Here is a 26,788-nt window from a genome sequence, read left to right as displayed (position 1 = left end):
TCGATAACCATGCACGAAAATTGGGCAGTGCCCGTTATTGATACTAAATACCGGTTTTATTGCTGCGCACAACTGCAAAACAGACCGGGCATGCAAGTTTTGAACGACTGTTTTTACTATTCCGTACGTGTGCCGAGTTTCGGAAACAATTGCATGATCCCACCGACGCAATAGAGATAGAGCCCGGTAATTGCCACGCCCACGGCCACCCATGTCGGCGTGTCGAAATGCAGCAGTAGCGAATAACCGCCCAGCACGCACCATACGAGGAAAATCGTCATGTTGAGCGGGCGCAGACGCTTGACGCGCACCGGATGCAGAAAATTGATATTCAGGAAGGTCAGGATGACCGAAATGGTCACGACGGTCATGGCCGTCGTCGCGCTCGCATCGATGACGAACAGCGTGAACACCACCATGTTCCAGACCACGGGAAAGCCCGAAAAGAAGTATTCGTCCGTTTTCATGCCCATATCGGCATAGTAAATGGCGCTGGACACCACGATCATGCCTGCGGCAACGAAGGACCAGGGCTCGCCGATCATGCCGCTCTGGTAAAGCGCGAAAGCGGGCAGCAGGACATAGGTCACATAGTCGATGATATTGTCGAGCGTATCCCCGGACCAGTTGGGCAGAACCTCTTTTACCCGCACCTTGCGGGCAATGGGTCCATCGATACCATCGACGGCAAGCGCCAGACCCAGCCACCAGAACATATCGACGAAGCGATGCTCAGCGGCCGCCACAACGCCCAGAAACGCGAGGAAAGAACCGGATGCAGTCAGAATGTGGACGGAGAAGGCCCGCATCTCTGCATAGGGCACGCGCTTGTATTTGAATATCTTCATCAGCGCATGCGCCTCGCTTTAATCCGCAATATCCACTCCGGTATGCGACCATTCACCGCTGTTTGCAACCATTCCTCACGGCTTATCCTAGGACTAATATGGATTTTACATCAGGATCATGGCCTCCGCGACACATCTGCCGTCTGGATTTGCCGGGGTGAAAATCCTATGTTGCAGACATGGATGCGCGTCAGAATTGGAACGACACGATGAAAAACGTCGAGATCGCTATCGTTGGTGCTGGCCTTGCCGGTCAAATCGCCGCCATTGCGCTGGCGCGTTCCGGTCGCAGTGTGGCGCTGATTGCCCCGAAAACCGAAAAGGTGGACAAGCGCACGACGGCGTTGATGGACCAGTCCATTCGCTTTCTCGACCGCCTCGGCCTCTGGTCGAAGATCGAGCCATCCGCCGCCAAGCTTTCCACCATGCAGATCATCGATGGAACCGAGCGTCTGTTGCGGGCGCCCACGGTCGCCTTCCGCTCCTCCGAAATCGGCCTAACCGCCTTTGGCTGGAACATGCCGAACGAAGCGCTGCTGACGGCGCTTGGAGAAGCTGTAGCGCAGGAAAACAACATCACCCTCATCAACGCAGTCGCTGAGACCATCGATATCGGCCAGCATGATGCCACCATCACGCTCGATAATGGCGAGCACATCTCGGCAAACTTTTTGATCGGTGCCGATGGCCGCAAATCCAGGGTGCGCGAGGTCGCCGATATCGGCGTGCGCACATGGTCCTACCCGCAGACGGCGCTGGTGCTGAACTTCGCCCATACCCGCCCGCACGGCAATGTTTCCACCGAGTTCCACACGCCAACAGGTCCCTTTACGCAGGTGCCATTGACGGGCGAGCGCTCCAGCCTCGTCTGGGTGGTGACGCCGGAACAGGCTGCGGAACTCTCCGCGATGCCGCTCGATCAACTGAGCCTTCGGGTGGAAGAGCGCATGCAGTCCATGCTCGGCTCCGTAACCGTCGAAGACAGTGTGCAGACTTGGCCACTTTCCAGCATGACGGCCCACCGCTTCGGCAAGGGCCGCGTGGCACTGGTCGGTGAAGCAGGCCACGGCTTTCCGCCCATCGGCGCGCAGGGCCTGAACCTCAGTCTGCGTGATATTATTGTCCTGACGGAGCTCTTGGGCACGTTGACGGGCGGGCCTATTCCCGCCGATGCAGGCAACGCATTCGACCGCCGCCGCCGCGCCGATGTGGTGAGCCGCACCCTGAGCGTCGATCTGCTCAACCGCTCGCTTCTGTCCAGCTTCCTGCCGATGCAGGTGGCGCGCGCAGCAGGCCTGCATGTGCTTTCCAACGTCGGACCCTTGCGCGGTCTGGTCATGCGCGAAGGTATCGAGCCGGGCCGTGGGCTAAAGGCGCTGCCGTCTCTTCTGGTCGGCAGCCTCAGACGCTCATGGAACGGATGACATACAGCACGCCCGTTACGGTAAACACCGAAAGCACCGTGGAAATCAGGATGGTTGCCGAGGCGCGCTCCTGCCAGACCTGATATTGCTGGCCGATGACGAAAACATTCGTTGCTGTGGGCAGCGCTGCGAGCAGCACCGCCGTCGAGACCCAGACGGGATCGAAGTTTCCAAAAGACGACAGAACGGCGTAGGCCAGCAACGGGTGCAAAATGAGCTTGGCCGGGACGATATAGCTGACCTCCACCGGCACACGTTTCAAAGGTCGTAGCGCCAGCGTCACACCCATGGCAAACAGAGCGCAGGGCGCTGCCGATTGCGCCAGATAATCCACCAGTTGCTGCACCGGCTGCGGTGGTGCCCAGCCGATGACAGCCGCCAGAAACCCTGCAATGACCGACAGGATGAACGGATGCGTCAGCACCTTCTTCGTCACATCACCCGCCAGTTTCAGTGGTGACCGCTTGTCCCCACCGGCCAACGCCATCAGTGCCGGTGCCGTGATGAAGTGCATGGCATTTTCCAGACAGACGATCAGCGCCACCGGCACCGCCGCCCGTTCACCGAAAGCCAGCAGCGCAAGGCCAGGGCCCATGTAACCGATATTGCCGTAGCTTCCGGCAAAACTCTGAATGGTGGAATCAGCCAGGCTGTTGCGGCGGATGACGTAACCAATGGCGAACAGCAGCGCGAAAATGGAATAGGTCGCCACAAGGCTCAGGCCCACGAAATCCATACGCGCCAGTTGATCGACCGGCGTCTTCGCCACCAGCTTGAAGAACAGCGCGGGCAATGCCGCATAGATGATGAAGGTGTTCAGCCATCCCATCGCTTCGGCAGATTGGCGGGTGATGCGCCCGGCCAGATAGCCGATGAAAATCAATCCGAAAAATGGAAACAGCAATCCGGCGATGTCGGCCATGGCTCCCCTCGCCGTATTTTATGCCCCGGCAGCGTTTAGCCGATTTGCATGAGGATTGGAAAGCTTTCCTGAAACCAGATCGCCACGTTGGTGACGAAACCGGACATGAAGGCAATGCCGGTCAGCACCAGAAGCACGCCCATGGCCTTTTCCACCACGCCAAGATGGCGGCGGAAGCGGGCCAGAAACCGCATGAAGCTTCCCGAAAAGGCAGCCGCAATCCAAAACGGTATGGCAAGACCCGCCGAATAGACGGCAAGCAACATCGCCCCGTCTCCCACTGTGTCCCGCGATGCCGCAACGCCCAGGATGGCACCTAGCACCGGGCCGATGCAGGGCGTCCAGCCGAAGGCAAAGGCGAGACCCATGATATAGGCGCCCGACAACGTCGCAGGCTTGCCGCCGCTTTGGAAACGCGCCTCGCGCGAAAACACGCCGATGCGGAAGACACCCAGAAAATTAAGACCCATCAGAATGATAATGAAGCCACCGATCTTCGCCAGAAGATCGAGATTCTGCCGCAGTACCATGCCGATGCTGGATGCCCCTGCCCCCAAAGCGATGAAAACCGTGGCAAACCCCAGCGTGAAAAACAGTGCCGCCAGCATGACGGCTTTCCGAACCTGCGGCTTTGCCTCAAACCGGTCATCACGGAACTGCTCGACAGAAACACCAGCCATGTAACACAGATAGGGCGGCACCAGCGGCAGAACGCAGGGCGACAGAAACGACAGTGCACCCGCCAGAAGCGCTGTGAAAAGGGATATATCGGCGATGGACAAGGCAGGACTCCGCGAGATTTCAAACTGCATTTAGCGCCGCCAACCCCTTACGACCAATCATCTTTTTGTATCAGCGACAAAAAAACGCAGGACGGAGAAATAATCGCGTTTTTATGGGTTGACCGCAGACGTGCCCCTCCCTATGTTCCGCCCACTTCCGAGGGGCGCTTCGCCGCCAGGCGGAACAAGCGCAGTTTTGCCGATAAGGCAATTGAGATGCGCAGACGAAAATGGTGAGAGAGGCTAGCTCAGCTGGTAGAGCAGCGCACTTTTAATGCGCGGGTCGTGGGTTCGAGTCCCACGCCTCTCACCACTTCCCACTCTCTTCCCAAAACTTTCTCACCCTGCCTTCAGTCGCGATCTCGCACGTCATCAAAACGCTCTCAAAATCTCACCTTCCGCTTGCCGGGGGTTGAGAATACGGATGCGTATACAGCGGAATAATGCCTGCAGTTGAAACCAATCACGCTGATACCACATTGTTATGTGGTCATCGTGCCTGCCGATTATCGGCATGGGGGTGATTTGGAGGATGCATTCATGAACAATCGTACCGTGACTATCGTCATTGCGGCCATCGTCGTTATTCTGGCGGTCGCCTATTTTATGACTGGCTCTCAAACCACAAGCACGACCGGGACAACGGCCAGCCCGCCGCCCGCGACAACGACGCAGCCTGCAACACCGGCTCCGGCAACACCCGCACCCGCGACGCCAGCACCATCAACGCCAGCACCGGCGACACCTGCGCCAGCCGCACCGGCTCCTGCAACGCCATAAGCTCCTTGATCTAGAGTTCGCGCTATCTGAATGAAAATCGAGCGCTCCGCCTTTTCCAAGGTGGGGCGTTCTGCTTTACAGGGAGCTGGAGGTCTTGCCGGTTCGGCGGCAGCGCCAGTTCCAGTCGCGTGGTTCACCCAGATCCATATGGACCGATTCCGTGTGGCAATAGGTGCCGACGCCACCGCGATCCGGCAGGGAGCGAAGATAGTTGGCGAGGTCCCACTTCGTGACGCCACTGACCTGAATATCGGCAGCATCACAGGTATAATGTTTCGAGCCCTGCGTCGTCGCCTTGGGTGGCCGGTAACCTGAGGTGACCATGGCAGGCCGCCGGTAATGCGCCTCGACTTCCTTGATGCGCTTGATCATTTCAGGCTTGAAGCAGCCGACATTGACCTGCTCCGTCTGCACCAGCAGCCCGTTGGGCGATATGCGGCTGAGACCGGAGAGCGAAGCGAGTTTCATCAGGCCCGCAGGCTTATCGTCTTCATCGACGTGCGTATCGTCGAACTCATCCGTCATCGACGCGCGACCGTTGAGCGCAATGCCAGCCGCCTGTTGCCCGACGCTCGATCCCGGCAGAGCCGCGACCTGAGTAAAACCAGCCGTCGCCGCAGAGCCGCGCTTTTTTGCAGCGCTTGCGAAAAATGCCGCGATGGGAACGCTCGCCGGTTCAACCGGATTGGTGGTTTTCGTCGGCGCCGCCTGCGCAACGACAGGCGCAGCAGTGGGAACCGGTACGGGTACGGCACTGGCAGAATGTTGCTCGGCCACCGCCGCAGAGGCAGTGTTGGCAGGCGGTTGAACAACCGCTGGCGCGGAATAGACGCTGTTCAATGCTGGCGCGACCTTCGGCGCTGGCGCATAGGCCGGAACGCTGCCAGTTTCAACCGCTTGCGCTGGTGTAGCCGCGACCGGCTGGGAATTTGCGTAAATGCTCAGCGAGCTTGCAGAAATGCTGGTGGGCTGTGTGGAAAGACCTGAAATTTGTGGTGCCTGACCGTAAACCTGCGGCGTGCCCTGTGGTGGTGCCGTTGCAGCGACATGGGCAGCGGGTGCTGTTGCACCCTGTGCAGACACCATGGCGGGATCGACATATCCGGTGTTCTGGCCGTGATTCGCAACGGTTGCCTGGGCTGGAACAGCGGGTGCCGGCGTCAACGCCGCAGAGACGTTCTTGTCGTCAGAAACAGCAGAAACGCAGCCTGAAAGCGCCATAAGGAACACGACAGAGAGACAGCGCTGAGCTGTGTATGCCGATTTACCGTTGACGATTTTCAAGGCAAAGCCTCCGCAAATTCTTTTCAACTTCACCGACCCTCTATCACAGCGCTGCCGACACTGGATAGGCATTTTCGTCATTTGACGATGCCTGTCCGGCCAGTCGCGCCAGCGCTGCGGTATCTCGATGCCTCATTGAAAAGGAATCAGCTTACCAGGAACCGGTGTTCTCCATGGATATCCATGGCTCGGCTGGTGCAAGGCTTGCGCCTTTCTGCAATATCTCAATGGAAATGCCGTCGGGCGAGCGCACGAAGGCCATGTGACCATCGCGCGGTGGGCGGTTGATGGTAACGCCACCGGCCTGAAGCTTGGCGCAGGTTTCGTAGATATCGTCCACCTCGTAGGCCAGATGGCCGAAGTTGCGTCCGCCCGTGTAATCCTCGGCATCCCAATTGTAGGTCAACTCAAGACAAGGCGCTTTATTGTCACGCGCAGCGGGTACATCGTCGTGCGCGGCCAGAAAAACGAGCGTAAAACGCCCCTTTTCGTTCTCGATCCGCCGAACTTCTTCCAAACCGAACAGTTCACCGTAAAAATTCAGGGATTTTTCGAGGTCTTTTACCCGAACCATTGTGTGCAGATAGCGCATGTACTTCTCCTTCGCGTTTTAATCTTGCCGTTACGGCAGGTAAGTCAGCCCTGAGCAAGCCCAGAGACATAAAAGCAGGTGGATAAATCGAAAACTAGGGCTTGCGCGAAACCGTTACCAAGATGTTAATCTATCTTCAGGGAATCAGTTGACCGGTAGTGGTGCGTGCGTAGAGGGGCTGGGCGGAAATGGCTGATAGAATGTCGTCGAAAAATGTGATCGATTTCGAAGACCTTTCGAGCGATGCGGTAGACCTCATCGAGATCACCGGCGTTGTCAAATGGTTCGATGTTGCCAAAGGCTTTGGCTTCATCGTGCCGGATAATGGCATGCAGGATGTTCTCTTACACGTTTCGTGCCTGCGACGCGATGGCTTTCAAACCATTCTCGAAGGCACACGCATCGTGGCGCTCATCCAGCAGCGGGACCGTGGCTACCAGACGTTCCGCATTCTTTCCATGGACCAGTCCACGGCAATCCATCCATCCCAGCTTCCGCCGGTTCGTACCCACGTACAGGTCACGCCATCCAGCGGGCTTGAGCGCGCAATCGTGAAATGGTTCAACAGAACCAAAGGCTTCGGCTTTCTGACGCGCGGTGAAGGCACGGAAGATATTTTCGTGCATATGGAAACCTTGCGCCGCTTCGGTCTCGCCGAATTGCGCCCTGGCCAGGTCGTGCTGGTTCGCTTTGGCGATGGAGACAAGGGCTTGATGGCGGCGGAAATCCACCCCGATAACCCTGTTACGGTTGGAATGGCGCATTGATGATCAAGACTATTTCGAAATTTGCAGTGAATGCCCTTGCGGCGCTCACTTTTTGCGTTGTGTCCGCCCTGCCCCTCGCGGCCCAGGAAAAATTCACGTCCGAGCCGCTGTCCATTCAGACCGCTGATGGAAAGACCCACGACTTTACGGTCGAACTGGCGACGACGAACCGCCAGCGCGAACAGGGACTGATGTTCCGCAAGTCCATGGCGCCTGAAAATGGCATGCTGTTCGATTTTGGCACAGATCGCGAAGTGACTATGTGGATGCGCAACACGCTCATTCCACTCGACATGGTGTTTATTTCAAAAGCCGGGAAGGTAACGCACGTCAGCGCAAATGCCGTACCGCATTCGGAAGACATCATCAGTTCTCGCGGACCCGTCCGCTACGTGCTGGAACTGAATGGCGGCGCTGCGAAGACACTGGGCATTGCCAAGGGTGACACTGTCAGCAGCAAACAGATCGGCAGCGCTCAATAGAAGCAGCCGCCAGCCGGGCGAACACCGCCCGGCAAAGGTGTCACATCAGTAGCAAGGCTCGATGTGGCTGAGGATACGGCAATTGGAAATCGATGATGCAAGGTTGATTGCAATGTCAATTGCCTCGACCGAATCGGCCGTGCCTTCCAGATAAATCACATCATTATCGACGGAAGCGGAGATGCTGGACTTTTCCAGGCCCGATTCGAATGCCAGTGCTGACGTAATCGCCTGGCATACACCAGCGGTGCGTTCGCCAAAAAAGCTTTCCTGAATGCCAGATAGGTTGAACATGATCGGCCCTCCTGTATCATGAGCGTATGCTAATAACGCTCTTGTGGTGATTTCGTTCATCTTCGGTTCATTCATCTTCCATTCATCTTGGGAAAAAAGATACCCCTCCTCTGTTCACTTTTTTCGTGAACGGGAACTAATACGTGAATTTGCGGTTCGCGCAGAGGACCATGGGAAGGAGGATCCGATGCTCATTCATAAAACTGAACCCTGTCACCACGCCGAGTGGATCAAGCCGGTTGCCATCCACCTGCCGCTTTGCGCGGCACTGGAAATCTACAGCCCGCTCATCGCACTCGACATGCTGATGTACCGCTGGCCCAACGATCACGGCCCCGAATACGAAGAAGCACGCAAGAACTGCCTCGCAGCAATTGCAGGCCGATGCGACCTGGAAACAGCCCGCGAGTCCTTCATGGTTGCGAGCAACCACGCGCATGTGCTGAACGTGCATTGAATTTCGGAAGTGACACGGGGGTTCGCCGCTCCCGTGTTTTTTAATTTTATGCCCGGTAGAGTTCGAGCAGGCGCAAGTCCAGCGAGACCGCCATTCGTGTTGTGACACCACAATCTTCTGCCAAACAGAGATTCCAAGCTAAGCTTTCGATGTTATATAACCGTCATGTTCCTCGCATATCCACCTGAACGTGCATGTAACCGGCGTCTGGTTCAGCACGTTGCAGGATATTTTTATGACGACCAATAGCGAACGCGATCTTCCGCTCTATCCCTCTATTATCACGCTTTTTACCGGCACAGTTTGCAGCTCGATGATCGGGCCATACATGGCTTTCTATATTGTCGAAGGCCTTGGCCGTTCGCCATCGGCGATCAGTCTCTACGCTGGGATGGTAACGGTGCTGGGTATTTTCTGTACCCGCACATTCGGGCGGTGGCTGGATGCGGGAAAAGCACCATTCCCCCTCATCGGCGTCGCACTGGCAGGGTATGTTCTCGCAACATCCGCTTTGTCCCTCGCTCCGACTTTCGAAGTCTTGCTGACGTTTGGCGTGCTTGGTTTCGGCTTGAGCAGCAGTGCAGTCGCGACCATGTTCAGCTTGGGAAGAGTTGTCGCGGAACGGCGCAAAATCGCGCTTGGGCGTTCCAACGCTCTGATGCGGGCAACCACATCAACGGCATGGATGATGGGGCCTGCAATAGCTTTTCTCGTATCAGAGCGATTCGGCGAGGCTTCCGTATTCAAGCTCGCACTGGGCTTGGCGTTATGCTGGGCCCTGATGTGGTGGAAAATCATCCCGAGAGGCCTGACGCTGAACCCTAAAAACGGATCAGCCGACAGGCAGGTCGCGCAACGGCCCGTCGGTCTCTGGTTAGCATCGGCCTTCATCTTTTGCCTGTCGTCAGCACACTCCCTAACGTTCAGCGCATTGCCGCTGTTCTACGTTCGAGAGGTAGGCCTGCCAGGCTATGCGCCAGGAACGGCGTTCAGCATGAAGACATTCGTCGAAGTCATCGCGATTTTTTCAACGCCATGGATCATTTCACGCTTCGGCCTTAGAGGGCCGCTCTTTGCAGTAGCGCTTCTTGCCGCAGCCACGATCCAGCTTCTGTCGCATATTCACAGTTATCCCCAGATGCTGGCGGGAGCAGCACTTGAGGGACTGTATTATGGTCTTTACGCCAGCCTCGGCATCAGCTTCATCCAGTCATTCGCCGGTGATCGCCCTGCCCAAGCGACTGCACTTTACTGGAATGTCCTGAGCGTCAGCGGAATTCTGGCGGGCCCGGCAGTCGGCCTGATCGCCCAGGCCTACGACTTCCGAACCGTCATTCAAATCTCCTCAATCGTCGCAACATTCGCTGCGCCAATCATGGTGGCGTCTATGCGGCGTCGAGGGCGAGCTTGATCAAAACGAATGTTCCAGTAAGTTTGTACGGACGATAGATGGATAGGCTTTCTTCTCAAGGTTGGAAGAAACAAAATTTATGAAAAAAATTTCATTCATTATCTTCGCCGTTCTCGTTCTTTTTTCAGGATGGCAACTGATGTTCAAACGGGACGATCCTGCTCAAAATCCACCGCGGGTTATCGAGGTCGGCATGGGTATGACGGTAAAGAACTTTATTGAGAGAAACCGTTTGGAGATGGGGAAGCGGGTCCCACAAGGTTATGGAATCGATGTCGATAAGCTCACTGATGTGATGCCGATATTTTTTGATGACAATTGGATTGCATTACGTTTCCTGGATGGAGCGCAGAGTTTTAACTTACCGCCTGGACGCACACTTCAAGTCTCCCAGCGCGCGGGTCGTGTTATCGGAATTTCATTTCGTCCTTTTGCCCAACCAAGACCTCTGAAAGACATGATAATTTATGTTAACGAACTTCTTGGGACGTTAGAGAAGGAAGGATGGAAGCCGACCTCTCCATCAACACCGCCCGCAAATGCAGACGATTTCGACAGTGCAGGAAAAAATATATTCGCAGAAATGGTGGCCACGAGCGGTAGCAAACTTCAGATGACGCTCAGAGATTACGGTCTGGCTCCCAGACATGAAAGCTTCATACTCTTGCCAGACCCAACTTATAAGCCAGCGGAAAGTAGCCGCACATATCTACTTGAAGTCGATGTTATGGATTATGATGGCAGGGTATACGAGGAGCTTATTTATCCTAGACGATTGTTTGAGACCTCAGACCTCGACAAAGCAATACCGTTGCGGCGCTGGATCGAAAATCCCGATTGGTTCCCTGAAAAGGCAGGGATGGTGCCCACATCTTCAGAGGAGCGCGCTCAACCCGATTTCTCCAATTGGAAGATGCCGTCCCGGTAGTCCGAAAAGAGATCGGTGGCTTGCTGCTGATTGACGCGGTGCAGTGTAAGAACAGCTCGAGGACAGGTTCATCTCTGGTTATGTGGAGCTAACGAGCAGTATTGTCCCAGAGATCAAGGACCGGCTCATTCCAAGCATGTCACACGGTGACTGATAGATAGAAATTCCGTCCATTATACTAGGATCGGAGATGGTTATATAAATGATGAAAAAGCTTCTGATATTTTTACTTTTATTGATCGCCCTCACTTACGTGTGGAACTTTATGTTCCAAATTAAGGACCCAGCTGACAGTGAGCCTCGCTCCATTGAAGTTGCCATGCGCATGACGGTCAGGGATTTTCTCGATCGTAACAAGTTGCAAACTGGGCCACGTGTTCCTCAAGGTTATGTCGTAGACATCGACAAGATTGGCGACACTTCACCAATCTTTTTTGATGATAATTGGATTTCGCTTCACGTGCTGGATGGCGCTCAAAGCTTCGATGTGATCCCAGGGCGCACTCTCCAAATTTCGCAAGTCGCAGGAATCATAGAAGGGGCGGCTTTCCGTCCCTTCGCGCAGCCTAAGCCCCTAGATGAAGTTCGGACATATGTGACTGAACTCATCAGATCACTTGAAGCGAAAGGTTGGCAACCGACATCGCAAATCCGCTTTCCTTCTGGTCCTGAAGATTTCAACTCGGGTGGCGAAAGTCTGTTCGCCATTTTAAAGTCTCCGAGTAGAAATGAACTGGCTTTGACACTGCGAGACTACGGCTTAGCTCCGAGACAGGAAAGTTGGATTATTGCGCCTGATCCGACTGCTCAACCTGCAAGGAGCACGCATACCTATTTGCTTGATGTTGATGTAACCAGCTTTGAAGGCGATCTTAGCTACGGAGACCTGATTTATCCGCGGCGCATTTTTGAAAAAGGCGAAACGGCCTCGTATCTCCCACTCCGTTACTGGGTTGAAGACCCGGGTTGGACGCCTGAGAAAGCCGGCATGGTACCTAAAAAACCCGAAGAGCGGGCTAACGCCGAATCGTCGAAGTGGAAAATGCCGCCCAAATAGGTGTTTTGGAGCTTTAAAATGTCCTGTCCTGTCGTCCTCAAAGACCATATGCTTCTCTGCTAGATGGTTTATCCCGGTCCAAAGCCGCACGTTGGCGGATCGGAAGCATCCGTTTGGCTTATGAACCGACTTTCTTTTCAATGAGGTCGCGCGACATTTCAACACAACTGCATTGAAGCTTGTTGCTGGAATCCTTACACCCTGCTCGAGCAAATTTTTGTTCGCGATAACAGGTCTTCTTTCTAGGTCGGTCACGAGCCTGCACGGAAGCTGACAAAGGAACGCAGATGTCGATCACCGTAAAGAAAGTTATTCCCGCTGCGCGTATGCGCCAGTTCCATCAAATGGTTGATCGCTGGCTTAACGAAGGGCCAATCAGACTCGCGACGAATGCCACGATCACCGCAATGGACAACGCCGGACTTCCGAAAGATGAACAGGCCGCGATCATTGAGGACCGGGATATCATCATGAAACACAATATGCGTCTCGGTGTCATCAGCGAAGTCTTCGCACCAGCCATCGAGAAAACGGTGAATTCGTCTCGATCAGGAAGTGACGCACAGGATGAGATCGCTCGGTTGATTGTCACTGCAATCAGCATCCGTCAGGAAGATGATAGTGAACTCGTCACATTCACCTTTACAAGTGAAGCTGAGGCAGACGCATTCGATAAAGCAATTTGAAACCGTGGTCGGTGGTTTTCGGTCTTACCGATTGATAGACACCGCGCCGTTTTGAGGCCATTCGCGTCAATTGGCACGAGTCCTCCCTATCGAGGGTCGCTTACCAGAAATGATACTTCCAGAGCGGGTCAGGTTTGTGGTGGAGGCAATTTGGAACGCAGCGTATTTGTGGTGGACTTAAATCCGGAATAGGCAGGATCGCTTGACAGCCCTACTCTTGCATCGATCTCGTCCAGTTTACGCCTCGCATCCTCTGGTTTTCGTTGCACAATCAGAGTTTCTGCCTGTAGAACCATTGCTTCAAGAACCTGGCGCCCGATTGGCCCTTCGTTAATGCTGCGGTAGAGTTCGATAACTGCATTGAGAGGCTCCAGCGCCGTCTCGAGACGATTTGTTTCGAAATCTTCGTGTCCCATGTTCACATAACTGGCAGCGACCATAACGCCGATATCTACGTCTTTCTTCGTGCCAAAGCGTCTCTGTAACTGACCATAGGCAGCATAAGAAGCGGACCGATCTGTATGTTGCAACTTGTGACCCTTGTTGTACAGCGCAAGTGCCAGCAGACGCTCGTTCGCCAGTTCAGGGCTCTCCGACAACCTCTCAATCACCTGATCAAGTATTGTGACGACCTGTACGTCCGATGCGCTGGAAGCTTGCTCGATGAGGCGACGCGCTTCCGGATCGGCTCCGGGCAAGAGTCGTGTACTGATCGGGCCATCGCTTGGCGATGACGACACATACCATGGAGTGGGCTTCGGCGCCGGTGTCGTTGCGACGGAATATGCGATCAGCGCCAGACCACCCAGACAAAAAACAGCCGTACAAACAAGTTCGATGAGCGAAGACCTCCACCAGCCGGTTCGACGGACTGGAGGAACAGATTGCGAGTCAAAAACCAACCCTTCCCTATAGTAAGCAAGCTGCATCGGATCGACCAGCCCGCTGCGCACATCGTTAAGGCCAAGCTCCTCCACCAGAATATCAAAGCGATCTGGTTTCAAAGGCACTTGATGTTCAAACATATGTTCAGCGATGGCACGGGCAAGAACTGGTTTAGAGGTCAACGGCCAATCGGCCATGCGTTCCCGCAACCACTGTCGAAAGCGATTGGGATCACGATGCTGGCTTTCTTGCAGCAAAGGGTCCACGAAATCCGACAAGGAGAATATGAATTCTCGACCCAGCACAACGTCATCGGCAGACAATAGCGAGAGTTCTTCGACTGGTGCCGTATCCGCAACTGGCCCGGCGCCGGGATGCGGCATTCGTTGCGTCTCGGGGTCGTTACCCATATTTTCCAGCGGCAAAGTCGACGTTTCGTTTGCTACCGTATCCATGGGCTGGTGCTGGTGGTCGCGCCAGCGGATGAAATCCAATGCTTGCTGATAAGCCTGGTGCAACGCCTGGAACCCAACCGGGTCTTCGTCGGGCCGCGTTGCCTTCAATCGTTTGGCATAGGCACGCTTGACGGCTCTTTCGTCAGCGCCCTCGTCCAGCTCGAAAGCCATCAGCGGATGGGTCATCTCGGATCGATTTCACTGAGAACGCTGACCAGATCGTCACGAAACCGAGATATCTGCCTTTCGTCCTGTGTGTTCAGCACACCGTTGAAATGCATGATGGCATTTTGCAACATCTCCCGGTGCTCCAGTCTTTCCTCATAAAGGCGCTCTGCCCTCGCCATCAGCGCGAGATTTTCCTGCTGCTCACGCGGGTGCACCTTGATAGCCTCCAGCTTGGCCAGCCGTTCGCGGATTTCCGCTTCACTCAAACCCGTCTGTCCGCGTTCGATGACGATCTCGTGGTGAGCGCCTGTCGCTTTGACCTGAGCCTCGACCTGAAGAATGCCATCGATGTCATAGGTAAATCGGGCAATGACCCCGCGGTCGGCGGCTTTTTGCGCTTGAGGGATAGGAACCTTCAACTCACCGAGCAGGATGTTCTTGTCGGCAATGGGGTTTTCACCCTGATAGATACCGAAAGTTATCGTTGTCTGAGCCTCGTTGACCGGCAAGAATTCTTGCTCCCGGCTTACGGGAACAGTGCTGTTACGCGGGATGAGTGGTAGGAAATAGCCCGGCTGAAACTGCCCGCTGACATCCTGGCGTGAGATATTGGTGCCCAAAGTGTATGGGCTGACATCGGTCAGGATCACTTCCCGCAAGCTGGCATCGCGTCCTTTGAGCCCACTTGCGACGATGGCACCATGGGCCACGACCTCGTCCGGGTTGACGTGACGTAGCGGCAAACGCCCAAGTAGACGGGTCACGGTCTTGATGACAGGTGACATGCGGCTTGCGCCGCCGACCATGACGATGTCGTCGAGATCATCCGGTCTTAATTTAGCATCGAGAAGCGCACGCTCAAGTGGGCCACGCAAGCGTGCGAGCAGCGGTTCGGCCAAAACTTCAAACCGTGCCTGATCAATCGACCATCTGATCTCGCGAGCGCCGATCTTCGCTTCCAGCGCCACCTCTTGCGTGCCGGAAAGCTGTCGTTTGATCAATTCCATGTGGCGGCGCAGTTGCAGGCGTTCGGAAGGCGGTATTTTATCGAGATCGAGCTTTAGATCCGCTGCGGCCGCATTCATCAGCAGATCGAGAAAATCCTCCCCGCCTAGAAAATTGTCGCCGGCACTGGCATGAACCTCAACGACGCCATCGAAAATCTCGACAATTGATACGTCGAACGTGCCACCGCCCAGATCGAAAACCAGAAACCGGCTTTCGCCTTCTCTGTCTTGCATACCATATGCGAGCGCCGCTGCTGTCGGTTCATTGATCAGCCGCTCGACCTTCAGTCCCGCCATCTCGGCTGCCAAGCGGGTCGCCTGTCGCTGACTATCGGAAAAATAAGCAGGCACCGAGATAACCGCTTCCGTGACTTTATGACCAGTCGCAGCTTCCGCATCGCCAATCAGGCTTCGCAGAACAAAGGAGGACAGTTCTTCAGGTCGAAAATCCTGGCCGCCAAGACGTGTTTCGCGCGCCGTTCCCATCCAGCGCTTGAAGGTGGCAACACTGCGATCCGGGTGGGTGACAAGTCGGTCTTTCGCTGCTTCACCTACGATGACGCCATTGTCGTCGAAGCTGACGACTGACGGCGTCAAGGTAAGTCCACTGGCATTGGGAAACAGGACAGGGCTTCCGTTTTCGAATGTCCCGATCAGCGAGTTTGTCGTTCCAAGATCAATACCGACGATCATGCATGCTTCCAGTCGCATAAGCCTCTGTGCAACGCGAAAACACCACTTGCAGCCTCAACGTGTCAAGCCCAAAAAGACAATCGATAGGCTATGCGAGACCGAACTTTGCGAAAGAGTGTTGCGACAAGCGTCCTTGGGCCGCTTCAGAAAAATGGAGTGAGCCTAACACCTTAGGATTTCCGTGACATCCGAGTTTGTTCGATGGTGGAAAGCATCCATGTGGCTCTGAGCCTGCGAGGGAGTCTTTCATCAGCCAGACGTTCTTTTAGGGCCTCTATCAATTCTGGGGTCGCAATAATGCGGGCTAGACGACAATAATTGCGAAATTCTTGCGTGTTTCTTTCATCAACGATTTTGAGCAAGACCTTTTCCAATCGTCGAACCTGCTGGTTCGACAAGGTCACTTGGCAGCATGATGCACGCATAGGATTCCGTTGTTTCACGAAAGGAAAGAGGATAAATGGCGATTGAGCCGTCTGGAAAGGCGACATAGTAGTCGTGGTCGTGTGCGGCTCGTTCGTTGACAGACCACGCTATTTTCAACCGACGATTCTGCGCAAGGTCTGAAAATCGATCAACATCGATTGGCGTATCAAGATCGATCGAGAGCTTGAAGGCAAAATCGCTGCCGCTTTCGAGCTGGTAGACTTCGATCCGTCTACGTTCACTCCACGCCTCTCGCTGATGTTGCGCTGATGCGTCTTCAAGAACGATCCCGCGCGCACCAACCCCCAACACCTCACCAAATAACTGTCCGACCTGAGCGGGCGTTTGCGGTCCATCCACGAATATATCGCGTCCGCGACACGCTCTTTCATCATATTCAGGATGACATTCATTCCCTGACGTCAAAATCGATCTCCAGCACAAAATTCTCCAGCAGCGTAGGGTTCTGGATTTCCTCAACAATCGATAGAGCAATTGCGGTCACTCATTGGCTTGCCGGATAACGATGCCGGCGGACGAGCCTACCTCAGTGATGGAGAATCCGATCGCCCCTCGCTTCCAAACTCCATTGGCGTAACGCTGCCAATGCAGCAATTGGCCCTTTGCGGACTTTCGGACGATCTCAATAAATGACCATCGACCCGCTCGCGGGGTCCCCTTCTACGCCGCACGGGAAGTGGCCTGATAGGTAATAATACGCTAGCGAGTGATAAAAACCCGGGTCGAGAACATCTGCAAACTCGCATTCCAAGCAGAGATGCAGAATGTCCCAACGGGCCTCGAGCGTAACCGCGTCAAGGTATTGCGGGTTGATATAGGCCTGCAGCTTATCGCTGATCAGCGCCTCGGCATACGGCTTGACGATATTGACTCTATCGTTCCACGTCGCATAAGCCGATTTGTCTTTCTGAAGCAGCTTCACTCTCCATGCATTTGCCGCCTCCAGACGAGTATTCTCCCAAGCTAGGGATGAGGCATGGCTGATTGCTTCTGGCCAAGACGTCAGCAGCCTGACGCCTTCGATATCTCCAACACCAACCAGTCGAAACCACTCAACGCTATTAAGTTTGTCTAGGGTGGCAATTGTACGTCGATGCGGGTTTGCCTGAGACAAGCTCTATTTGCCTTTTTCAGCGTTGGTATCTTTAGCAAAATGTTAGCGAAGCAAGGGCACTTCGTAAATTGCTAAGTCCGTTATTAGCGCAAATCTGTTATGATGACTGACGCCGCTTTGGCCGAAGCAGACGCTGGAATTTCCTGTTTCTTTAGGCGATTGCACTATAAGCAATGGATCAAGGTTCTTATCCGTCTTACTTAGCCAGCGTCGACGAAGGCGAAAACCCGCGAGAAATCCGCTCGGGCGGCGTCCTTTCGATGGACCATGAAAATGTAGTCACCATGGTCGCCGAAGTTGAAATCTGCTTCGCCTCCGGATGCGAGCTTGACCAGAATGAACCAGCCATCTGGCGCGGATATATCGGACCAACCGTTTTGTGCTGCATGGTTTGCAGCCATTTGCTGGATCCCAGGGAGGTCGCGAACACCAGTTATGCCGAACATCTGGTGCTGTGGTCCATCTCCGATTTTAAAGCGTTCTCCGATCGCGATGGAGAAATCTGAGGGGTCTTCGATGCCGAGATCAGCATAAACCTGAGGGTTGTTGTTGGGGCCGCGCTGGCCGAAGGGAGCGCTTAATGAGCGCTCGAAGCGCAGCGTCTGCGCCGAGCGGCTGAATTCGTATTCGGAGGCAAAAGCCCTGACAGGTGCGCCGTTGCGGCTGAATGTCATGCGACCGGCCTCGTCAACACCAAGCGATAGTCCGTCAACAGCCTGCCCGTTTGGTACAAACCGCTTGAAATCGTTGTCCCAGACAATCATCTGTGATGCAGAAATTGCCGTCTCCATCGCGTCTTCCGACACTGTATGGGGCGTGAGAGTTGCGTCTGCTGACGTGTAAAGGACGCGCCAATCCGTGTAGTCCGTTCCCGTGAAGAAGGAGATCAGCCCGGATGCCGGTAGCTCTTCCGGTCGATCCGGCACGTCAGCGAGATTGATCTGGACAAGAAAATTGAGGTGAAAACCGTTATCGTTGCGGGGCCAATCCATGTCGGCAGGCAGGTCGGGGCCACCGCCGACGCGGCTCAGGCCGGAGACGCTGCCGTCAGCGGCATCGCATTCAACCATGGCAACCGTTGGCATTACGATCAGGCGCAGGGCGTCACGCTTATCCTGCAACCCAGCGTCAGCTACCGCCTCGTCGAAGCGCTCCTCGATACTGGCCCCGGGTGCCTTCGCTGCGGCTGCATTTTCAATACGCCGTTCTTCTTGGCTTTGCTGGATGCGAATGGCTGACACACGCTCCATGTTGTCCTTCAGTCTTTCAAGAACGGCTGCCCGCTCGGCTTCCGCCACAGCTCTTGCTTCGTTCGCTGCATTGCCTTCAAGCTTGAGGCGGATGGATCCCAGCAGACGCTCAAAATCCGCCTCGATCTCGATGAGCTCAGGTGCACTGACCATGGCGGTGGCGTGGTACCATGTGGAGCCGTCGGCCGACACCAGAAGTGCACGCAGGCGATACCAGTCGCGTTTTTCCTTCGTCTCCCAGTCCTGCAGACGATCCTTTACCTTGCTCATCTCGCCCGTCATGCCCGCGAAGGTGACAGTCTTTCGCTCCACGATCTTACCGCCGTTGTCTGTAAGGCGTTCGCCGAACCATTTTTCGGGCGATTTTCTCTCACGCTTTGAAGACCACACGCTCATCTGTGGCGAGAACGCCGTCTCCGGATGACGACGCAATCCGATCGATCCTGCAAAGACACGGACATTTTCAAACATCGGATTTGCTTCGATCAAGAATTCCGGCGTTTCGACCAGCTTCATATGAGACTCCCAGCGCAGACGTAGTCGCTTCGATACTCGACCAGATAAGAAACTTACGCAATGGCCATAAATGGCGTGATGCGGTTGCGGCAGGTTCTGACAATAAACGGACGTGACGTCATAAGTCCGGCGAAGCCAAGGCGACAGAGCCTGACTATCAAAAAAACTCTAAGTCATTGATTTTAAGGAGAAAGTGGCGACCCCTGCAGGACTCGAACCTGCGACCTACTGCTTAGAAGGCAGTTGCTCTATCCAGTTGAGCTAAGGGGCCAATTTTTTAAATCAGTGCGTCCAGGGCTGGGTGCGGCTGAACTTGAAATTGTCGGTGTAGGATACGACTTTGCGCGTGGCTTCCTGTGGCTGAAGAACGCGGTATTCGATGCTTTTGCGCTGGGCGTAGGCTTCTGCCTGTTCCTGCGTTTCGAAGAAGAGTTTGACCTGCTGCTTCATATCGGAAGACGACGTGTAGCCCATGATCGGATCGATCTTGCGGGGCACCTCGGCATCGAACTCCAGCACCCACTGGTTGGTCTTGGCCTTGCCGGATTGCATGGCAGTCTTTGCTGGGCGATAAATTTTTGCAGACATCTCAAACTGCTCCGGTCTTACGATCAAGCGGCGTTCCGCCTTTTTCAGCACAAAGCGTGATCGTTGCCGACCGCACCAGCGCTCAAACTCGTTTGGACCGACTCAACCATGAAGTCAAGACGCTCATTCCTTACAGATACGGAAACCATAGAAAACCAGGGATGATAAAATTCGACGCTTCGACTTGCATGGAAAGGGTGAACGCTGTTTTATCGGGCCCTTATGCAAAGGGTCATCGTCATGAATGAGAACGTCATCAAATTCCGCAAGCCGGAGCCACCGAAGCAGCCTCGTCCACAGCTGCGCAAACTCGCGATTGTTGCAGGCGTTATCGCGTTCTTCATCGCGGCCTGGGCGTATTTTCAGTTCCTCGCTTGAGGGGCTGAAAAGCACGCGGCACGACGCTCAAGCGTCACAGCAATATCAGTTCATTTTATGAGGGATTTATCGAAGCCACTGTTATCGTTGGCTTTTAAGAAATGGTCGGAGTGGAGAGATTCGAACTCCCGACCCTCTGGTCCCAAACCAGATGCGCTACCAGACTGCGCTACACTCCGTCTTTCGATGGTGGGGAGATACACGGTTCCCCCCTGCCCTGCAACAGCAAAATCAAAAATCTTTTCAGTTTTTGCATCGCACCATGTTTTTTGGTGGATAACGAGGTTTTCCCAAGAAACGAGTGCGTGTGCAAAGAAACGAATGACGCAGTTTTCGAAGATTTTGGCAACCTGAGGTTATTGATTTAGCTAGATTTTAACCAATGCGTCACTAAATCAGCCCGTACGACACGGTTAACACCGAAAGCATGATGCGCATGTCGGGGCCTCGGGGGCATTCTATTTAAAAACCATTGTTTTTACTGTGTAACGTTTGGTGCCGATGGAGTCGCGCACCACGCGGGGGGAACGTTCGTGCTCGAAAACTTCGGAATCAAAACCAAAATCCTGTCGCTGCTTGTTTTGCTCAGCGTCATTTCACTGTCGGGCATTGTTTACATGTCCCACCGTTTCGCCCAGGCGAACGAGATTTATCACGGCTTCATCACCAATGAGAGCCAGGCAGCCGTACTGGGTGCCCGGGCATCCGCTGGCGTGTGGACCGCGGTGGCCATTTCGAGCCGCCTGATGAACACCGATCCGACGACGCCCACTTACAAAGAAGTCAAAGAGAAGTACGACAAGGATATGCAGGTCGCCGCCGAGCGGTTCGAGTCGATCGGCGTTTCCGTGCCGAGCCGGCGGGAAACCATGCAGAAGATTCTGGCGACGCAGCGCCTGGTGAAAGCCAACATCGACAAGATGCTGGCACTGGCGGCTGCCGACAACAGAGCCGAAATTCCCGCTATTTTGAAGGAGAACGACGGGCTGCTGAGACAATTGTCGTCCGAGACGGGCGGCAACAATACGGCGATGATGGAAATCCTGACATCAGGCGGTGACCGTATGTCGGCCTCCGTCCGCTCATCGATCAAGTGGAGTATCATCAGCCTTGGCCTTGGTATCGTGCTGGCTTTCGGGCTTGCTCTTTACGTCGCCAATGTTGGCATAACCGGCCCTATGGCGCGCCTGCGTGCCCTTATGTCCAGCCTTGCAAAGGGTGAAACGGCAGCCGAAATCGACGGCATTCACCGCAAGGACGAGATCGGCCAGATGGCGCAGGCCGTGGCCGTGTTCCGCGATAACGCCATAGAGCGTGCGCGGCTCTCGCAGCAGGCCGATGCCGCGCAGGTGGCCACCGAGGCTGAGCGCGTGGAGCGCGATGGCCAGAAGGCCCGCGAATCGCAGGAGCTTCAGCACGCCGTAACCGAGCTGGAGACAGCCCTTGGTCGTTTGTCCGATGGTGATCTGGCCGTACGTATCGACAACGAGTTCGTTCAGCATCTGGATGGCCTGCGCCGTAATTTCAACGGTTCGGTTCAGAAGCTGAATGTCGCCATGAGTTCGGTTGGCGGCAATGCGCACACCATCAGCGCCGGTGCAAACGAATTGCTCGGCGCAGCAGACAATCTTGCCAAGCGCACGGAGCAACAGGCAGCATCAGTCGAGCAGACGGCAGCGGCTCTGGAGGAAATCACCACGACGGTGAAGGATGCCGCCAAGCGTGCCGACGAGGCAAGCAAGTTGGTGGTTCGCACCCGCGATGGCGCGGAGAATTCCAGCAAGATCGTACGCAACGCCATCGAGGCCATGCACCAGATCGAAAACTCCTCGAAGGAAATCGCCAACATCATCGGCGTTATCGATGACATTGCCTTCCAGACCAACCTTCTGGCCTTGAATGCCGGTGTGGAAGCGGCCCGTGCAGGCGAAGCGGGCAAGGGCTTTGCCGTGGTAGCGCAGGAAGTGCGAGAACTCGCGTCCCGGTCTGCCAATGCCGCGAAGGAAATCAAGGCGCTCATCACCGCCTCGGGTGATCAGGTGCGCACCGGCGTGACGCTGGTGGGTGAAACGGGCAAGTCTCTGGACACGATTGCGTCAGAGGTGCAGGAAATCAACCGGCACGTTCACGCCATTGCGGAAGCCTCTCGCGAGCAGTCGCTGGGCCTTCAGGAGATCAACACCGCCGTCAACACCATGGATCAGGGCACGCAGCAGAACGCCGCGATGGTGGAAGAATCCACCGCTGCCAGTCACGCTTTGGCGCGTGAAGCACAGAGCTTGACGGAAATGCTGGGGCAATTCCGCCTTGGTGATAACGCACAGGCACAACGGCCAAACACGTACGCCGCAAGGCCTCACGCAGCTGGAGCCGCTTCCAGCCCTGCCCCCTCACCGGCCCGCAGCCTTGGCCGCAAGCTGGCCAGCGCCTTTGGCGGCGGCGCAGCAGCCGTGAAGCAGGAGCCCGAGTGGGCCGAGTTCTAAACATAAATCTCCAGCCGGGCGGCTCTGCCGCCCGGCTGTTTCTGTTTATGATGATTGCTGCATAGAACACCAGGCGCTGTCTTGCCCCTTCGCACCGCAAACCGCGGTTGCGCCCATCATTACCAAGATTTCACTTCCCCCTGCCACAAAGCTGTGCGACGTCCGATGCAACGAAATTCGCATCGCCGACTTCATATTCAGCGCTGACCCGACCAAAAAGCCGGGACATGACGCGAGAAACGGCCAAGTTTTGCAGGTAGATGACATGATAACGCCCGATGACGCTGGCAAGACCACAACCAAGCCAGCGCAGGAACCCGACCTCCGCGACATTCTGAAATCCTCCCGATCCGGCGGCAAAAAATCACGGCGGTTTACCTATGGCATCGTCGCACTTTTGCTGTTGGGCGGTGCTGGCACCTATTATTATATGTCCAACGCATCAGGCGTTGCCTATGTTTACACGACGCAGGACGTCAAGAATGGCGAGCTTTCGGTCATCGTCACCTCCACCGGCTCCGTGCAGCCAACGGATCAGGTGGATATTTCCAGCGAGCTTTCCGGCACGATCCGCAAGGTCAATGTGACCTATAACAGCCCGGTCAAGTCAGGCGATGTGCTGGCCGAACTGGATACGAACAAGCTGGAGGCGGATGTGCAGAGCGCGCGCGCCAAGCTGGCATCCGCCAAGGCCAGTGTCCTGAAGTCGCAGGCCGATCTCGGCTCTGCCAAATCCTCCATGGAGCGCTTGAAATCGCTGGTGCAGAACCGTGTTTCCAGCCAGCAGGATCTGGATGTGGCACAGTTCAATTACGATGCCGCCGCCGCAACGCTTCAGGTCAACAGTGCCACTGTTCTGTCCTCGGAAGCGGACCTTCGCCTGGCGGAATTGAACCTCGGCAAGGCAAAAATCATCTCTCCCATCGACGGCGTGGTGCTGACGCGGAGCGTGGACCCGGGCGCGACGGTGGCGTCATCGCTCAACGCGCCGGTTCTGTTCACCATCGCGGGAGACCTGCGCCATATGGAATTGCAGGTCGCGATAGATGAGGCTGACGTGGGCAAGGTGCAGACCGGCCAGACCGCGACCTTCAACGTCGATGCCTATCCCGAGCGCAGCTTTCCTGCGGCCATCGAGACGGTGCGTTTTGCCTCAGAGACCGTGTCCAACGTCGTGACCTACAAGGGAATTCTGACGGTCGATAATGCGGAGCTGCTGTTGCGCCCCGGCATGACGGCGACGGCAAACATCGTGGTGGAGCAGGTAAAGGACGCGATCCTCGTGCCCAATGCCGCCCTTCGCTACGCACCACCGCGCGAATCTGCATCGCGTGGCGGTGGGTTGATGGGCCTGTTTCGTCCGCCCCGAATGGGCCGACAGCGCGGTGGAAATGACGCAGCGGCTAGCAATAAGCGCAGCGTCTGGGTGTTGCGCAACAACAACCCCGTTTCCGTACACGTCGAGACCGGCTCTACCGACGGCCAGTTTACGGCCATCACATCGGGAGAGATCAAACCAGACGATCAGGTCATCACCGATGCCACCCAGCGCAGCGGTTGAGGTTGCCATGACAGCCGAACCACTCATCGAATTTCGAGACGTCGTCAAGCAATATGGCCTCGGCGAAGCAAAAATCCGAGCGTTGGATCGCGTCAGTCTGTCGATCTACCGGAGCGAATTCGTCGCTATCATGGGTCCATCCGGTTCCGGCAAATCGACCTCGATGAACATCATTGGTTGCCTGGATAAGCCGACCGGCGGCGAGTATCTGTTTCAGGGCGTGCCCACCAGCGGCTTCGATAATGAGCAACTGACGCTGTTGCGTCGGCACATGCTGGGCTTCGTCTTTCAGGGCTTCAATCTTCTGCCACGCACATCTGCCGTCGAGAATGTGGAATTGCCCCTGATCTATCGCGGCATGAAGGCGGCAGAACGTCGCCCGCAGGCCATGGAAGCCTTAGCGCAGGTTGGCTTGGCTGGACGAGAGCACCACACCACGCAGGAACTTTCCGGCGGTCAGCAACAGCGTGTAGCCATTGCCCGCGCCATCGTGACGCGCCCTGCCCTGCTTCTCGCCGATGAACCAACCGGCAATCTCGATACCAAGACCAGCACCGAAATCATGGAGCTGATCACCTCGCTGAACCGCGACAAGGGTATCACCGTCGTCATGGTCACCCATGAAGAAGACATAGCCGCCTACGGCAACCGGCTGCTGCGCTTCAAGGACGGGCATCTGGAATCCGACAGCGCCGCTGAACGGCAGGAGGTTGCAGATGTTTCTTGAAACCGCGCGTCTCGCACTGCGCGCCATCAGTCGCAACATTCTGCGCTCGTTCCTCACCGTTCTCGGCGTCGTCATCGGCGTTGCCGCCGTCATCGCCATGGTCACGATCGGCAACGGCACGACGGCACAGGTGAAATCGGAACTGTCACGCCTTGGCACCAACATGCTGTTCGTGCGCCCCGGCCAGTTCGGCCCCGGCCGCGCCAGCACGGAAGCCAAGCGGTTCAACGATCACGACATACAGGCCATGCGCGATCAACTGAGCGGCGTCAGAGCCGTCGCGCCGGTCAACAGAAGCTCGGCGGCCACCGTGATCTATGGCGGCAAGAACCATTCCACCAGCGTCGTCGGCACCACCAATGATTATCTCGTCACGCAGGACTGGACGCTGTCACAGGGCCGCAGCTTTCTGCCAGCGGAAGATCGCGGCGGACAGATCGGCTGCATCATTGGCGAAACCGTGCGGCAGGAATTGTTCGGCTCGGCAAATCCCGTCGGCCAGACCATTCGCGTCAGCAATATCGCCTGCCCTGTCATCGCCGTTCTCGCCCGTAAAGGACAATCGGGTCTGGGCGACGATCAGGATGACACCATCATCATGCCGCTGAAAATCCACCAGCGACGCATTGGTGGCACCACCACAATCTCCAGCATCATGGTGTCGGCGCAGGATGGTGTTTCGACGGCCAAGGTGCAGTCGGATATCGAAAATTTGCTGCGCGAACGTCGTCGCATAGCGCTGGGTCGCGATGATGATTTCACCGTCAACGACATGGCGCAAATCGCATCCGCCATGACCGGCACGACAACGTTGCTCACCGGCCTTCTTGGTGCCGTGGCCGCCGTCAGCCTTCTCGTCGGCGGTATCGGCATCATGAACATCATGTTGGTATCGGTCACGGAGCGAACGCGCGAAATCGGTATACGTCTGGCCATCGGCGCACTGGAAAAGCAGGTGTTGACGCAGTTTCTGGTGGAGGCCGTCATGCTCTCTGCCTTCGGCGGCGTGGCGGGTATATTGTTCGGCCTTGGGCTTGCCTATAGCGTCGTCAGCTTCCTCGGCGTCCCCTTCGTCACCAGCCCGGCGATCATCGCGCTTGCCTTTGCCTTCTCGGCGGCGATTGGCGTCATCTTCGGCTACTTCCCGGCACGCAGAGCCGCGAGCCTCAGCCCCATCGAAGCGCTGCGGCACGAATGACGCAGGCCGTTGTCTTTGCTCCATCCCCTCTCCATATAAGAAAGGTATGAAAGAGGAGTTTTGAAGTGAGCGTCGCGTTTGTCAAAGAAGAGAGTGCCGAAACAGCAGCAGAAACACAGCTGCCGGATCGCCCCGTTTCGCCGCATCCCAACCTCGTCACCGAAGCCGGGCTGAAAGCGCTGGCGGCGCAGGTTGATGAAGCCCGCAAGGCTTTCGATGAGGCAAACGCCATCGAAGACATCAACGAGCGGAGACGACTGGCGGCACCGCACATGCGCGACCTTCGCTATTTCTCGGAGCGTCTGCACACGGCCCAGCCCATGCCAGCGCCTGAAAGCAACGATGTCGTTGCCTTCGGCAGCACGGTTACCTTCGACAGGGATGACGGGCGCGTGCAGACATTTCGTATCGTTGGAGAAGACGAAGCGGACCCGAAGGCCGGCTCGATGTCGCATGTATCACCCGTCGCCCGCGCCCTTCTGGGCAAGTCAGTGGGCGACCTCGTGCAAGTTGGCGATCAGGAGCTGGAAATCACCGCAATCGCCTGATTGGCGGGTTGCGGGCTGGACAGACAAACGGTATCTGATCGGTCATTACGCTCTGT

General features: G+C 55.9%; 27 protein-coding genes and 3 tRNA genes. 16 read left to right on the top strand and 14 right to left on the bottom strand.

The window, feature by feature from the left end:
- Nucleotides 1-116: 116 nt before the first annotated feature.
- A complete protein-coding gene (gene pcsA / locus QRN55_RS09065) occupies nucleotides 117-848 on the bottom strand; it encodes a phosphatidylcholine synthase (RefSeq protein ID WP_233121334.1) in 732 nt (243 codons plus the stop codon).
- A 209-nt stretch (nucleotides 849-1,057) separates the two neighbouring features.
- Here pcsA and QRN55_RS09060 point away from each other — a divergent pair, with 209 nt between their 5' ends.
- On the top strand, nucleotides 1,058-2,272 hold the full coding sequence (locus QRN55_RS09060; RefSeq protein ID WP_284776462.1) for a UbiH/UbiF family hydroxylase: 1,215 nt from the start codon (nucleotides 1,058-1,060) through the stop codon (nucleotides 2,270-2,272).
- Here QRN55_RS09060 and QRN55_RS09055 read toward each other — a convergent pair.
- Both QRN55_RS09055 and QRN55_RS09050 read right to left on the bottom strand, forming a co-directional pair.
- Nucleotides 2,250-3,194, bottom strand: a complete 945-nt coding sequence (locus QRN55_RS09055; protein ID WP_284776461.1) for an AEC family transporter — start codon at nucleotides 3,192-3,194, stop codon at nucleotides 2,250-2,252. The genes QRN55_RS09060 and QRN55_RS09055 overlap by 23 nt on opposite strands.
- 35 nt (nucleotides 3,195-3,229) lie before the next feature.
- Complete coding sequence (locus QRN55_RS09050) at nucleotides 3,230-3,976, bottom strand: cytochrome c biogenesis CcdA family protein (RefSeq protein WP_284776460.1); 747 nt, start codon at nucleotides 3,974-3,976, stop codon at nucleotides 3,230-3,232.
- 237 nt (nucleotides 3,977-4,213) lie between these two features.
- Between QRN55_RS09050 and QRN55_RS09045 the strand changes: the two genes are divergently transcribed.
- Together QRN55_RS09045 and QRN55_RS09040 are read left to right on the top strand one after the other, a co-directional pair.
- Nucleotides 4,214-4,289 (top strand) — tRNA-Lys (locus tag QRN55_RS09045).
- Between the two features lie 227 nt (nucleotides 4,290-4,516).
- On the top strand, nucleotides 4,517-4,756 hold the full coding sequence (locus QRN55_RS09040) for a hypothetical protein (RefSeq protein ID WP_284776459.1): 240 nt from the start codon (nucleotides 4,517-4,519) through the stop codon (nucleotides 4,754-4,756).
- A 75-nt stretch (nucleotides 4,757-4,831) separates the two neighbouring features.
- Here the strand turns inward: QRN55_RS09040 and QRN55_RS09035 are convergent, their stop codons facing one another.
- Both QRN55_RS09035 and gloA read right to left on the bottom strand, forming a co-directional pair.
- Nucleotides 4,832-6,040 carry a YcbK family protein gene (locus QRN55_RS09035; protein ID WP_502871305.1) on the bottom strand — a complete coding sequence of 403 codons (1,209 nt, stop codon included), beginning with the start codon at nucleotides 6,038-6,040 and terminating at the stop codon, nucleotides 4,832-4,834.
- A 151-nt stretch (nucleotides 6,041-6,191) separates the two neighbouring features.
- Nucleotides 6,192-6,632: a lactoylglutathione lyase gene (gloA, locus tag QRN55_RS09030; protein ID WP_111838038.1), complete on the bottom strand. Its 441-nt coding sequence runs from the start codon at nucleotides 6,630-6,632 to the stop codon at nucleotides 6,192-6,194.
- Nucleotides 6,633-6,820: 188 nt separating this feature from the next.
- On the opposite strand from gloA, the gene QRN55_RS09025 reads away from it, so the two are divergent.
- Entirely contained in the window at nucleotides 6,821-7,399 is a 579-nt protein-coding gene (locus QRN55_RS09025; protein WP_111838037.1) for a cold-shock protein, read from the top strand.
- The gene (locus tag QRN55_RS09020; protein ID WP_284776458.1) at nucleotides 7,399-7,881 is read left to right on the top strand and encodes a DUF192 domain-containing protein; all 483 of its coding nucleotides are present in this window, start codon (nucleotides 7,399-7,401) and stop codon (nucleotides 7,879-7,881) included. Before QRN55_RS09025 ends, QRN55_RS09020 begins: the two co-directional genes overlap by 1 nt.
- Nucleotides 7,882-7,926: 45 nt before the next feature.
- Here the strand turns inward: QRN55_RS09020 and QRN55_RS09015 are convergent, their stop codons facing one another.
- A complete protein-coding gene (locus QRN55_RS09015; RefSeq protein WP_284776457.1) occupies nucleotides 7,927-8,235 on the bottom strand; it encodes a BON domain-containing protein in 309 nt (102 codons plus the stop codon).
- A 127-nt stretch (nucleotides 8,236-8,362) separates the two neighbouring features.
- Between QRN55_RS09015 and QRN55_RS09010 the strand changes: the two genes are divergently transcribed.
- The 5 genes from QRN55_RS09010 (at nucleotide 8,363) to QRN55_RS08990 (ending at nucleotide 12,714) form a co-directional block, all read left to right on the top strand.
- On the top strand, nucleotides 8,363-8,632 hold the full coding sequence (locus QRN55_RS09010; RefSeq protein WP_111838034.1) for a DUF982 domain-containing protein: 270 nt from the start codon (nucleotides 8,363-8,365) through the stop codon (nucleotides 8,630-8,632).
- Between the two features lie 235 nt (nucleotides 8,633-8,867).
- Nucleotides 8,868-10,043 (top strand): MFS transporter, encoded by a 1,176-nt coding sequence (locus QRN55_RS09005; RefSeq protein WP_284776456.1) that lies wholly within the window; start codon nucleotides 8,868-8,870, stop codon nucleotides 10,041-10,043.
- A 79-nt stretch (nucleotides 10,044-10,122) separates the two neighbouring features.
- The gene (locus QRN55_RS09000; RefSeq protein ID WP_284776455.1) at nucleotides 10,123-10,971 is read left to right on the top strand and encodes a hypothetical protein; all 849 of its coding nucleotides are present in this window, start codon (nucleotides 10,123-10,125) and stop codon (nucleotides 10,969-10,971) included.
- A gap of 205 nt (nucleotides 10,972-11,176) precedes the next feature.
- Complete coding sequence (locus QRN55_RS08995) at nucleotides 11,177-12,028, top strand: hypothetical protein (protein WP_284776454.1); 852 nt, start codon at nucleotides 11,177-11,179, stop codon at nucleotides 12,026-12,028.
- Between the two features lie 287 nt (nucleotides 12,029-12,315).
- Nucleotides 12,316-12,714 carry a hypothetical protein gene (locus QRN55_RS08990; protein ID WP_284776453.1) on the top strand — a complete coding sequence of 133 codons (399 nt, stop codon included), beginning with the start codon at nucleotides 12,316-12,318 and terminating at the stop codon, nucleotides 12,712-12,714.
- A 128-nt stretch (nucleotides 12,715-12,842) separates the two neighbouring features.
- Here QRN55_RS08990 and QRN55_RS08985 read toward each other — a convergent pair whose 3' ends face one another.
- The 7 genes from QRN55_RS08985 to QRN55_RS08955 form a co-directional block, all read right to left on the bottom strand.
- Nucleotides 12,843-14,240, bottom strand: coding sequence for a hypothetical protein (locus QRN55_RS08985; RefSeq protein ID WP_284776452.1), 1,398 nt, complete (start codon nucleotides 14,238-14,240; stop codon nucleotides 12,843-12,845).
- On the bottom strand, nucleotides 14,237-15,922 hold the full coding sequence (locus tag QRN55_RS08980; RefSeq protein WP_284776451.1) for a molecular chaperone HscC: 1,686 nt from the start codon (nucleotides 15,920-15,922) through the stop codon (nucleotides 14,237-14,239). Before QRN55_RS08980 ends, QRN55_RS08985 begins: the two co-directional genes overlap by 4 nt.
- Before the next feature lie 345 nt (nucleotides 15,923-16,267).
- Complete coding sequence (locus QRN55_RS08975; RefSeq protein WP_162694378.1) at nucleotides 16,268-16,774, bottom strand: hypothetical protein; 507 nt, start codon at nucleotides 16,772-16,774, stop codon at nucleotides 16,268-16,270.
- A gap of 217 nt (nucleotides 16,775-16,991) precedes the next feature.
- Nucleotides 16,992-17,483, bottom strand: coding sequence for a hypothetical protein (locus QRN55_RS08970; RefSeq protein ID WP_111838028.1), 492 nt, complete (start codon nucleotides 17,481-17,483; stop codon nucleotides 16,992-16,994).
- 200 nt (nucleotides 17,484-17,683) lie between these two features.
- Nucleotides 17,684-19,249 (bottom strand): DUF1963 domain-containing protein, encoded by a 1,566-nt coding sequence (locus tag QRN55_RS08965; RefSeq protein ID WP_284776450.1) that lies wholly within the window; start codon nucleotides 19,247-19,249, stop codon nucleotides 17,684-17,686.
- Between the two features lie 194 nt (nucleotides 19,250-19,443).
- Nucleotides 19,444-19,520: transfer RNA gene (locus tag QRN55_RS08960), tRNA-Arg, on the bottom strand.
- 11 nt (nucleotides 19,521-19,531) lie between these two features.
- Complete coding sequence (locus QRN55_RS08955) at nucleotides 19,532-19,837, bottom strand: ETC complex I subunit (RefSeq protein ID WP_111838026.1); 306 nt, start codon at nucleotides 19,835-19,837, stop codon at nucleotides 19,532-19,534.
- Between the two features lie 240 nt (nucleotides 19,838-20,077).
- Here QRN55_RS08955 and QRN55_RS08950 point away from each other — a divergent pair, with 240 nt between their 5' ends.
- The gene (locus tag QRN55_RS08950; RefSeq protein ID WP_233134706.1) at nucleotides 20,078-20,215 is read left to right on the top strand and encodes a hypothetical protein; all 138 of its coding nucleotides are present in this window, start codon (nucleotides 20,078-20,080) and stop codon (nucleotides 20,213-20,215) included.
- 102 nt (nucleotides 20,216-20,317) lie between these two features.
- Here the strand turns inward: QRN55_RS08950 and QRN55_RS08945 are convergent.
- Nucleotides 20,318-20,394: transfer RNA gene (locus tag QRN55_RS08945), tRNA-Pro, on the bottom strand.
- Between the two features lie 354 nt (nucleotides 20,395-20,748).
- Here QRN55_RS08945 and QRN55_RS08940 point away from each other — a divergent pair.
- The 5 genes from QRN55_RS08940 (at nucleotide 20,749) to greA (ending at nucleotide 26,732) form a co-directional block, all read left to right on the top strand.
- Nucleotides 20,749-22,698 carry a methyl-accepting chemotaxis protein gene (locus tag QRN55_RS08940; protein ID WP_284776449.1) on the top strand — a complete coding sequence of 650 codons (1,950 nt, stop codon included), beginning with the start codon at nucleotides 20,749-20,751 and terminating at the stop codon, nucleotides 22,696-22,698.
- Between the two features lie 265 nt (nucleotides 22,699-22,963).
- Nucleotides 22,964-24,259 (top strand): efflux RND transporter periplasmic adaptor subunit, encoded by a 1,296-nt coding sequence (locus QRN55_RS08935; protein WP_284776448.1) that lies wholly within the window; start codon nucleotides 22,964-22,966, stop codon nucleotides 24,257-24,259.
- A gap of 7 nt (nucleotides 24,260-24,266) precedes the next feature.
- Nucleotides 24,267-24,986: an ABC transporter ATP-binding protein gene (locus QRN55_RS08930; RefSeq protein WP_284776447.1), complete on the top strand. Its 720-nt coding sequence runs from the start codon at nucleotides 24,267-24,269 to the stop codon at nucleotides 24,984-24,986.
- Complete coding sequence (locus tag QRN55_RS08925) at nucleotides 24,976-26,184, top strand: ABC transporter permease (RefSeq protein WP_284776446.1); 1,209 nt, start codon at nucleotides 24,976-24,978, stop codon at nucleotides 26,182-26,184. Before QRN55_RS08930 ends, QRN55_RS08925 begins: the two co-directional genes overlap by 11 nt.
- A 65-nt stretch (nucleotides 26,185-26,249) precedes the next feature.
- Nucleotides 26,250-26,732, top strand: a complete 483-nt coding sequence (greA, locus tag QRN55_RS08920) for a transcription elongation factor GreA (RefSeq protein ID WP_284776445.1) — start codon at nucleotides 26,250-26,252, stop codon at nucleotides 26,730-26,732.
- The last annotated feature ends 56 nt before the right edge of the window (nucleotides 26,733-26,788 follow it).

This window comes from Agrobacterium sp. lyk4-40-TYG-31 (assembly GCF_030209855.1).
Lineage (GTDB): Bacteria > Pseudomonadota > Alphaproteobacteria > Rhizobiales > Rhizobiaceae > Agrobacterium > Agrobacterium vaccinii.
Note: the sequence above shows the minus strand (reverse complement) of the source record. Positions and strands in the feature narration are given on the sequence as shown.

Coding starts and splice junctions, on each gene's coding strand:
- pcsA (WP_233121334.1), bottom strand. CDS start 848: ATGAAGATATTCAAATACAAGCGCGTGCCCTATGCAGAGATGCGGGCC.
- QRN55_RS09060 (WP_284776462.1), top strand. CDS start 1,058: ATGAAAAACGTCGAGATCGCTATCGTTGGTGCTGGCCTTGCCGGTCAA.
- QRN55_RS09055 (WP_284776461.1), bottom strand. CDS start 3,194: ATGGCCGACATCGCCGGATTGCTGTTTCCATTTTTCGGATTGATTTTC.
- QRN55_RS09040 (WP_284776459.1), top strand. CDS start 4,517: ATGAACAATCGTACCGTGACTATCGTCATTGCGGCCATCGTCGTTATT.
- gloA (WP_111838038.1), bottom strand. CDS start 6,632: ATGCGCTATCTGCACACAATGGTTCGGGTAAAAGACCTCGAAAAATCC.
- QRN55_RS09025 (WP_111838037.1), top strand. CDS start 6,821: ATGGCTGATAGAATGTCGTCGAAAAATGTGATCGATTTCGAAGACCTT.
- QRN55_RS09020 (WP_284776458.1), top strand. CDS start 7,399: ATGATCAAGACTATTTCGAAATTTGCAGTGAATGCCCTTGCGGCGCTC.
- QRN55_RS09015 (WP_284776457.1), bottom strand. CDS start 8,235: ATGAACGAAATCACCACAAGAGCGTTATTAGCATACGCTCATGATACA.
- QRN55_RS09010 (WP_111838034.1), top strand. CDS start 8,363: ATGCTCATTCATAAAACTGAACCCTGTCACCACGCCGAGTGGATCAAG.
- QRN55_RS09005 (WP_284776456.1), top strand. CDS start 8,868: ATGACGACCAATAGCGAACGCGATCTTCCGCTCTATCCCTCTATTATC.
- QRN55_RS09000 (WP_284776455.1), top strand. CDS start 10,123: ATGAAAAAAATTTCATTCATTATCTTCGCCGTTCTCGTTCTTTTTTCA.
- QRN55_RS08995 (WP_284776454.1), top strand. CDS start 11,177: ATGAAAAAGCTTCTGATATTTTTACTTTTATTGATCGCCCTCACTTAC.
- QRN55_RS08990 (WP_284776453.1), top strand. CDS start 12,316: ATGTCGATCACCGTAAAGAAAGTTATTCCCGCTGCGCGTATGCGCCAG.
- QRN55_RS08985 (WP_284776452.1), bottom strand. CDS start 14,240: ATGACCCATCCGCTGATGGCTTTCGAGCTGGACGAGGGCGCTGACGAA.
- QRN55_RS08980 (WP_284776451.1), bottom strand. CDS start 15,922: ATGATCGTCGGTATTGATCTTGGAACGACAAACTCGCTGATCGGGACA.
- QRN55_RS08965 (WP_284776450.1), bottom strand. CDS start 19,249: ATGAAGCTGGTCGAAACGCCGGAATTCTTGATCGAAGCAAATCCGATG.
- QRN55_RS08955 (WP_111838026.1), bottom strand. CDS start 19,837: ATGTCTGCAAAAATTTATCGCCCAGCAAAGACTGCCATGCAATCCGGC.
- QRN55_RS08950 (WP_233134706.1), top strand. CDS start 20,078: ATGAATGAGAACGTCATCAAATTCCGCAAGCCGGAGCCACCGAAGCAG.
- QRN55_RS08935 (WP_284776448.1), top strand. CDS start 22,964: ATGATAACGCCCGATGACGCTGGCAAGACCACAACCAAGCCAGCGCAG.
- QRN55_RS08930 (WP_284776447.1), top strand. CDS start 24,267: ATGACAGCCGAACCACTCATCGAATTTCGAGACGTCGTCAAGCAATAT.
- QRN55_RS08925 (WP_284776446.1), top strand. CDS start 24,976: ATGTTTCTTGAAACCGCGCGTCTCGCACTGCGCGCCATCAGTCGCAAC.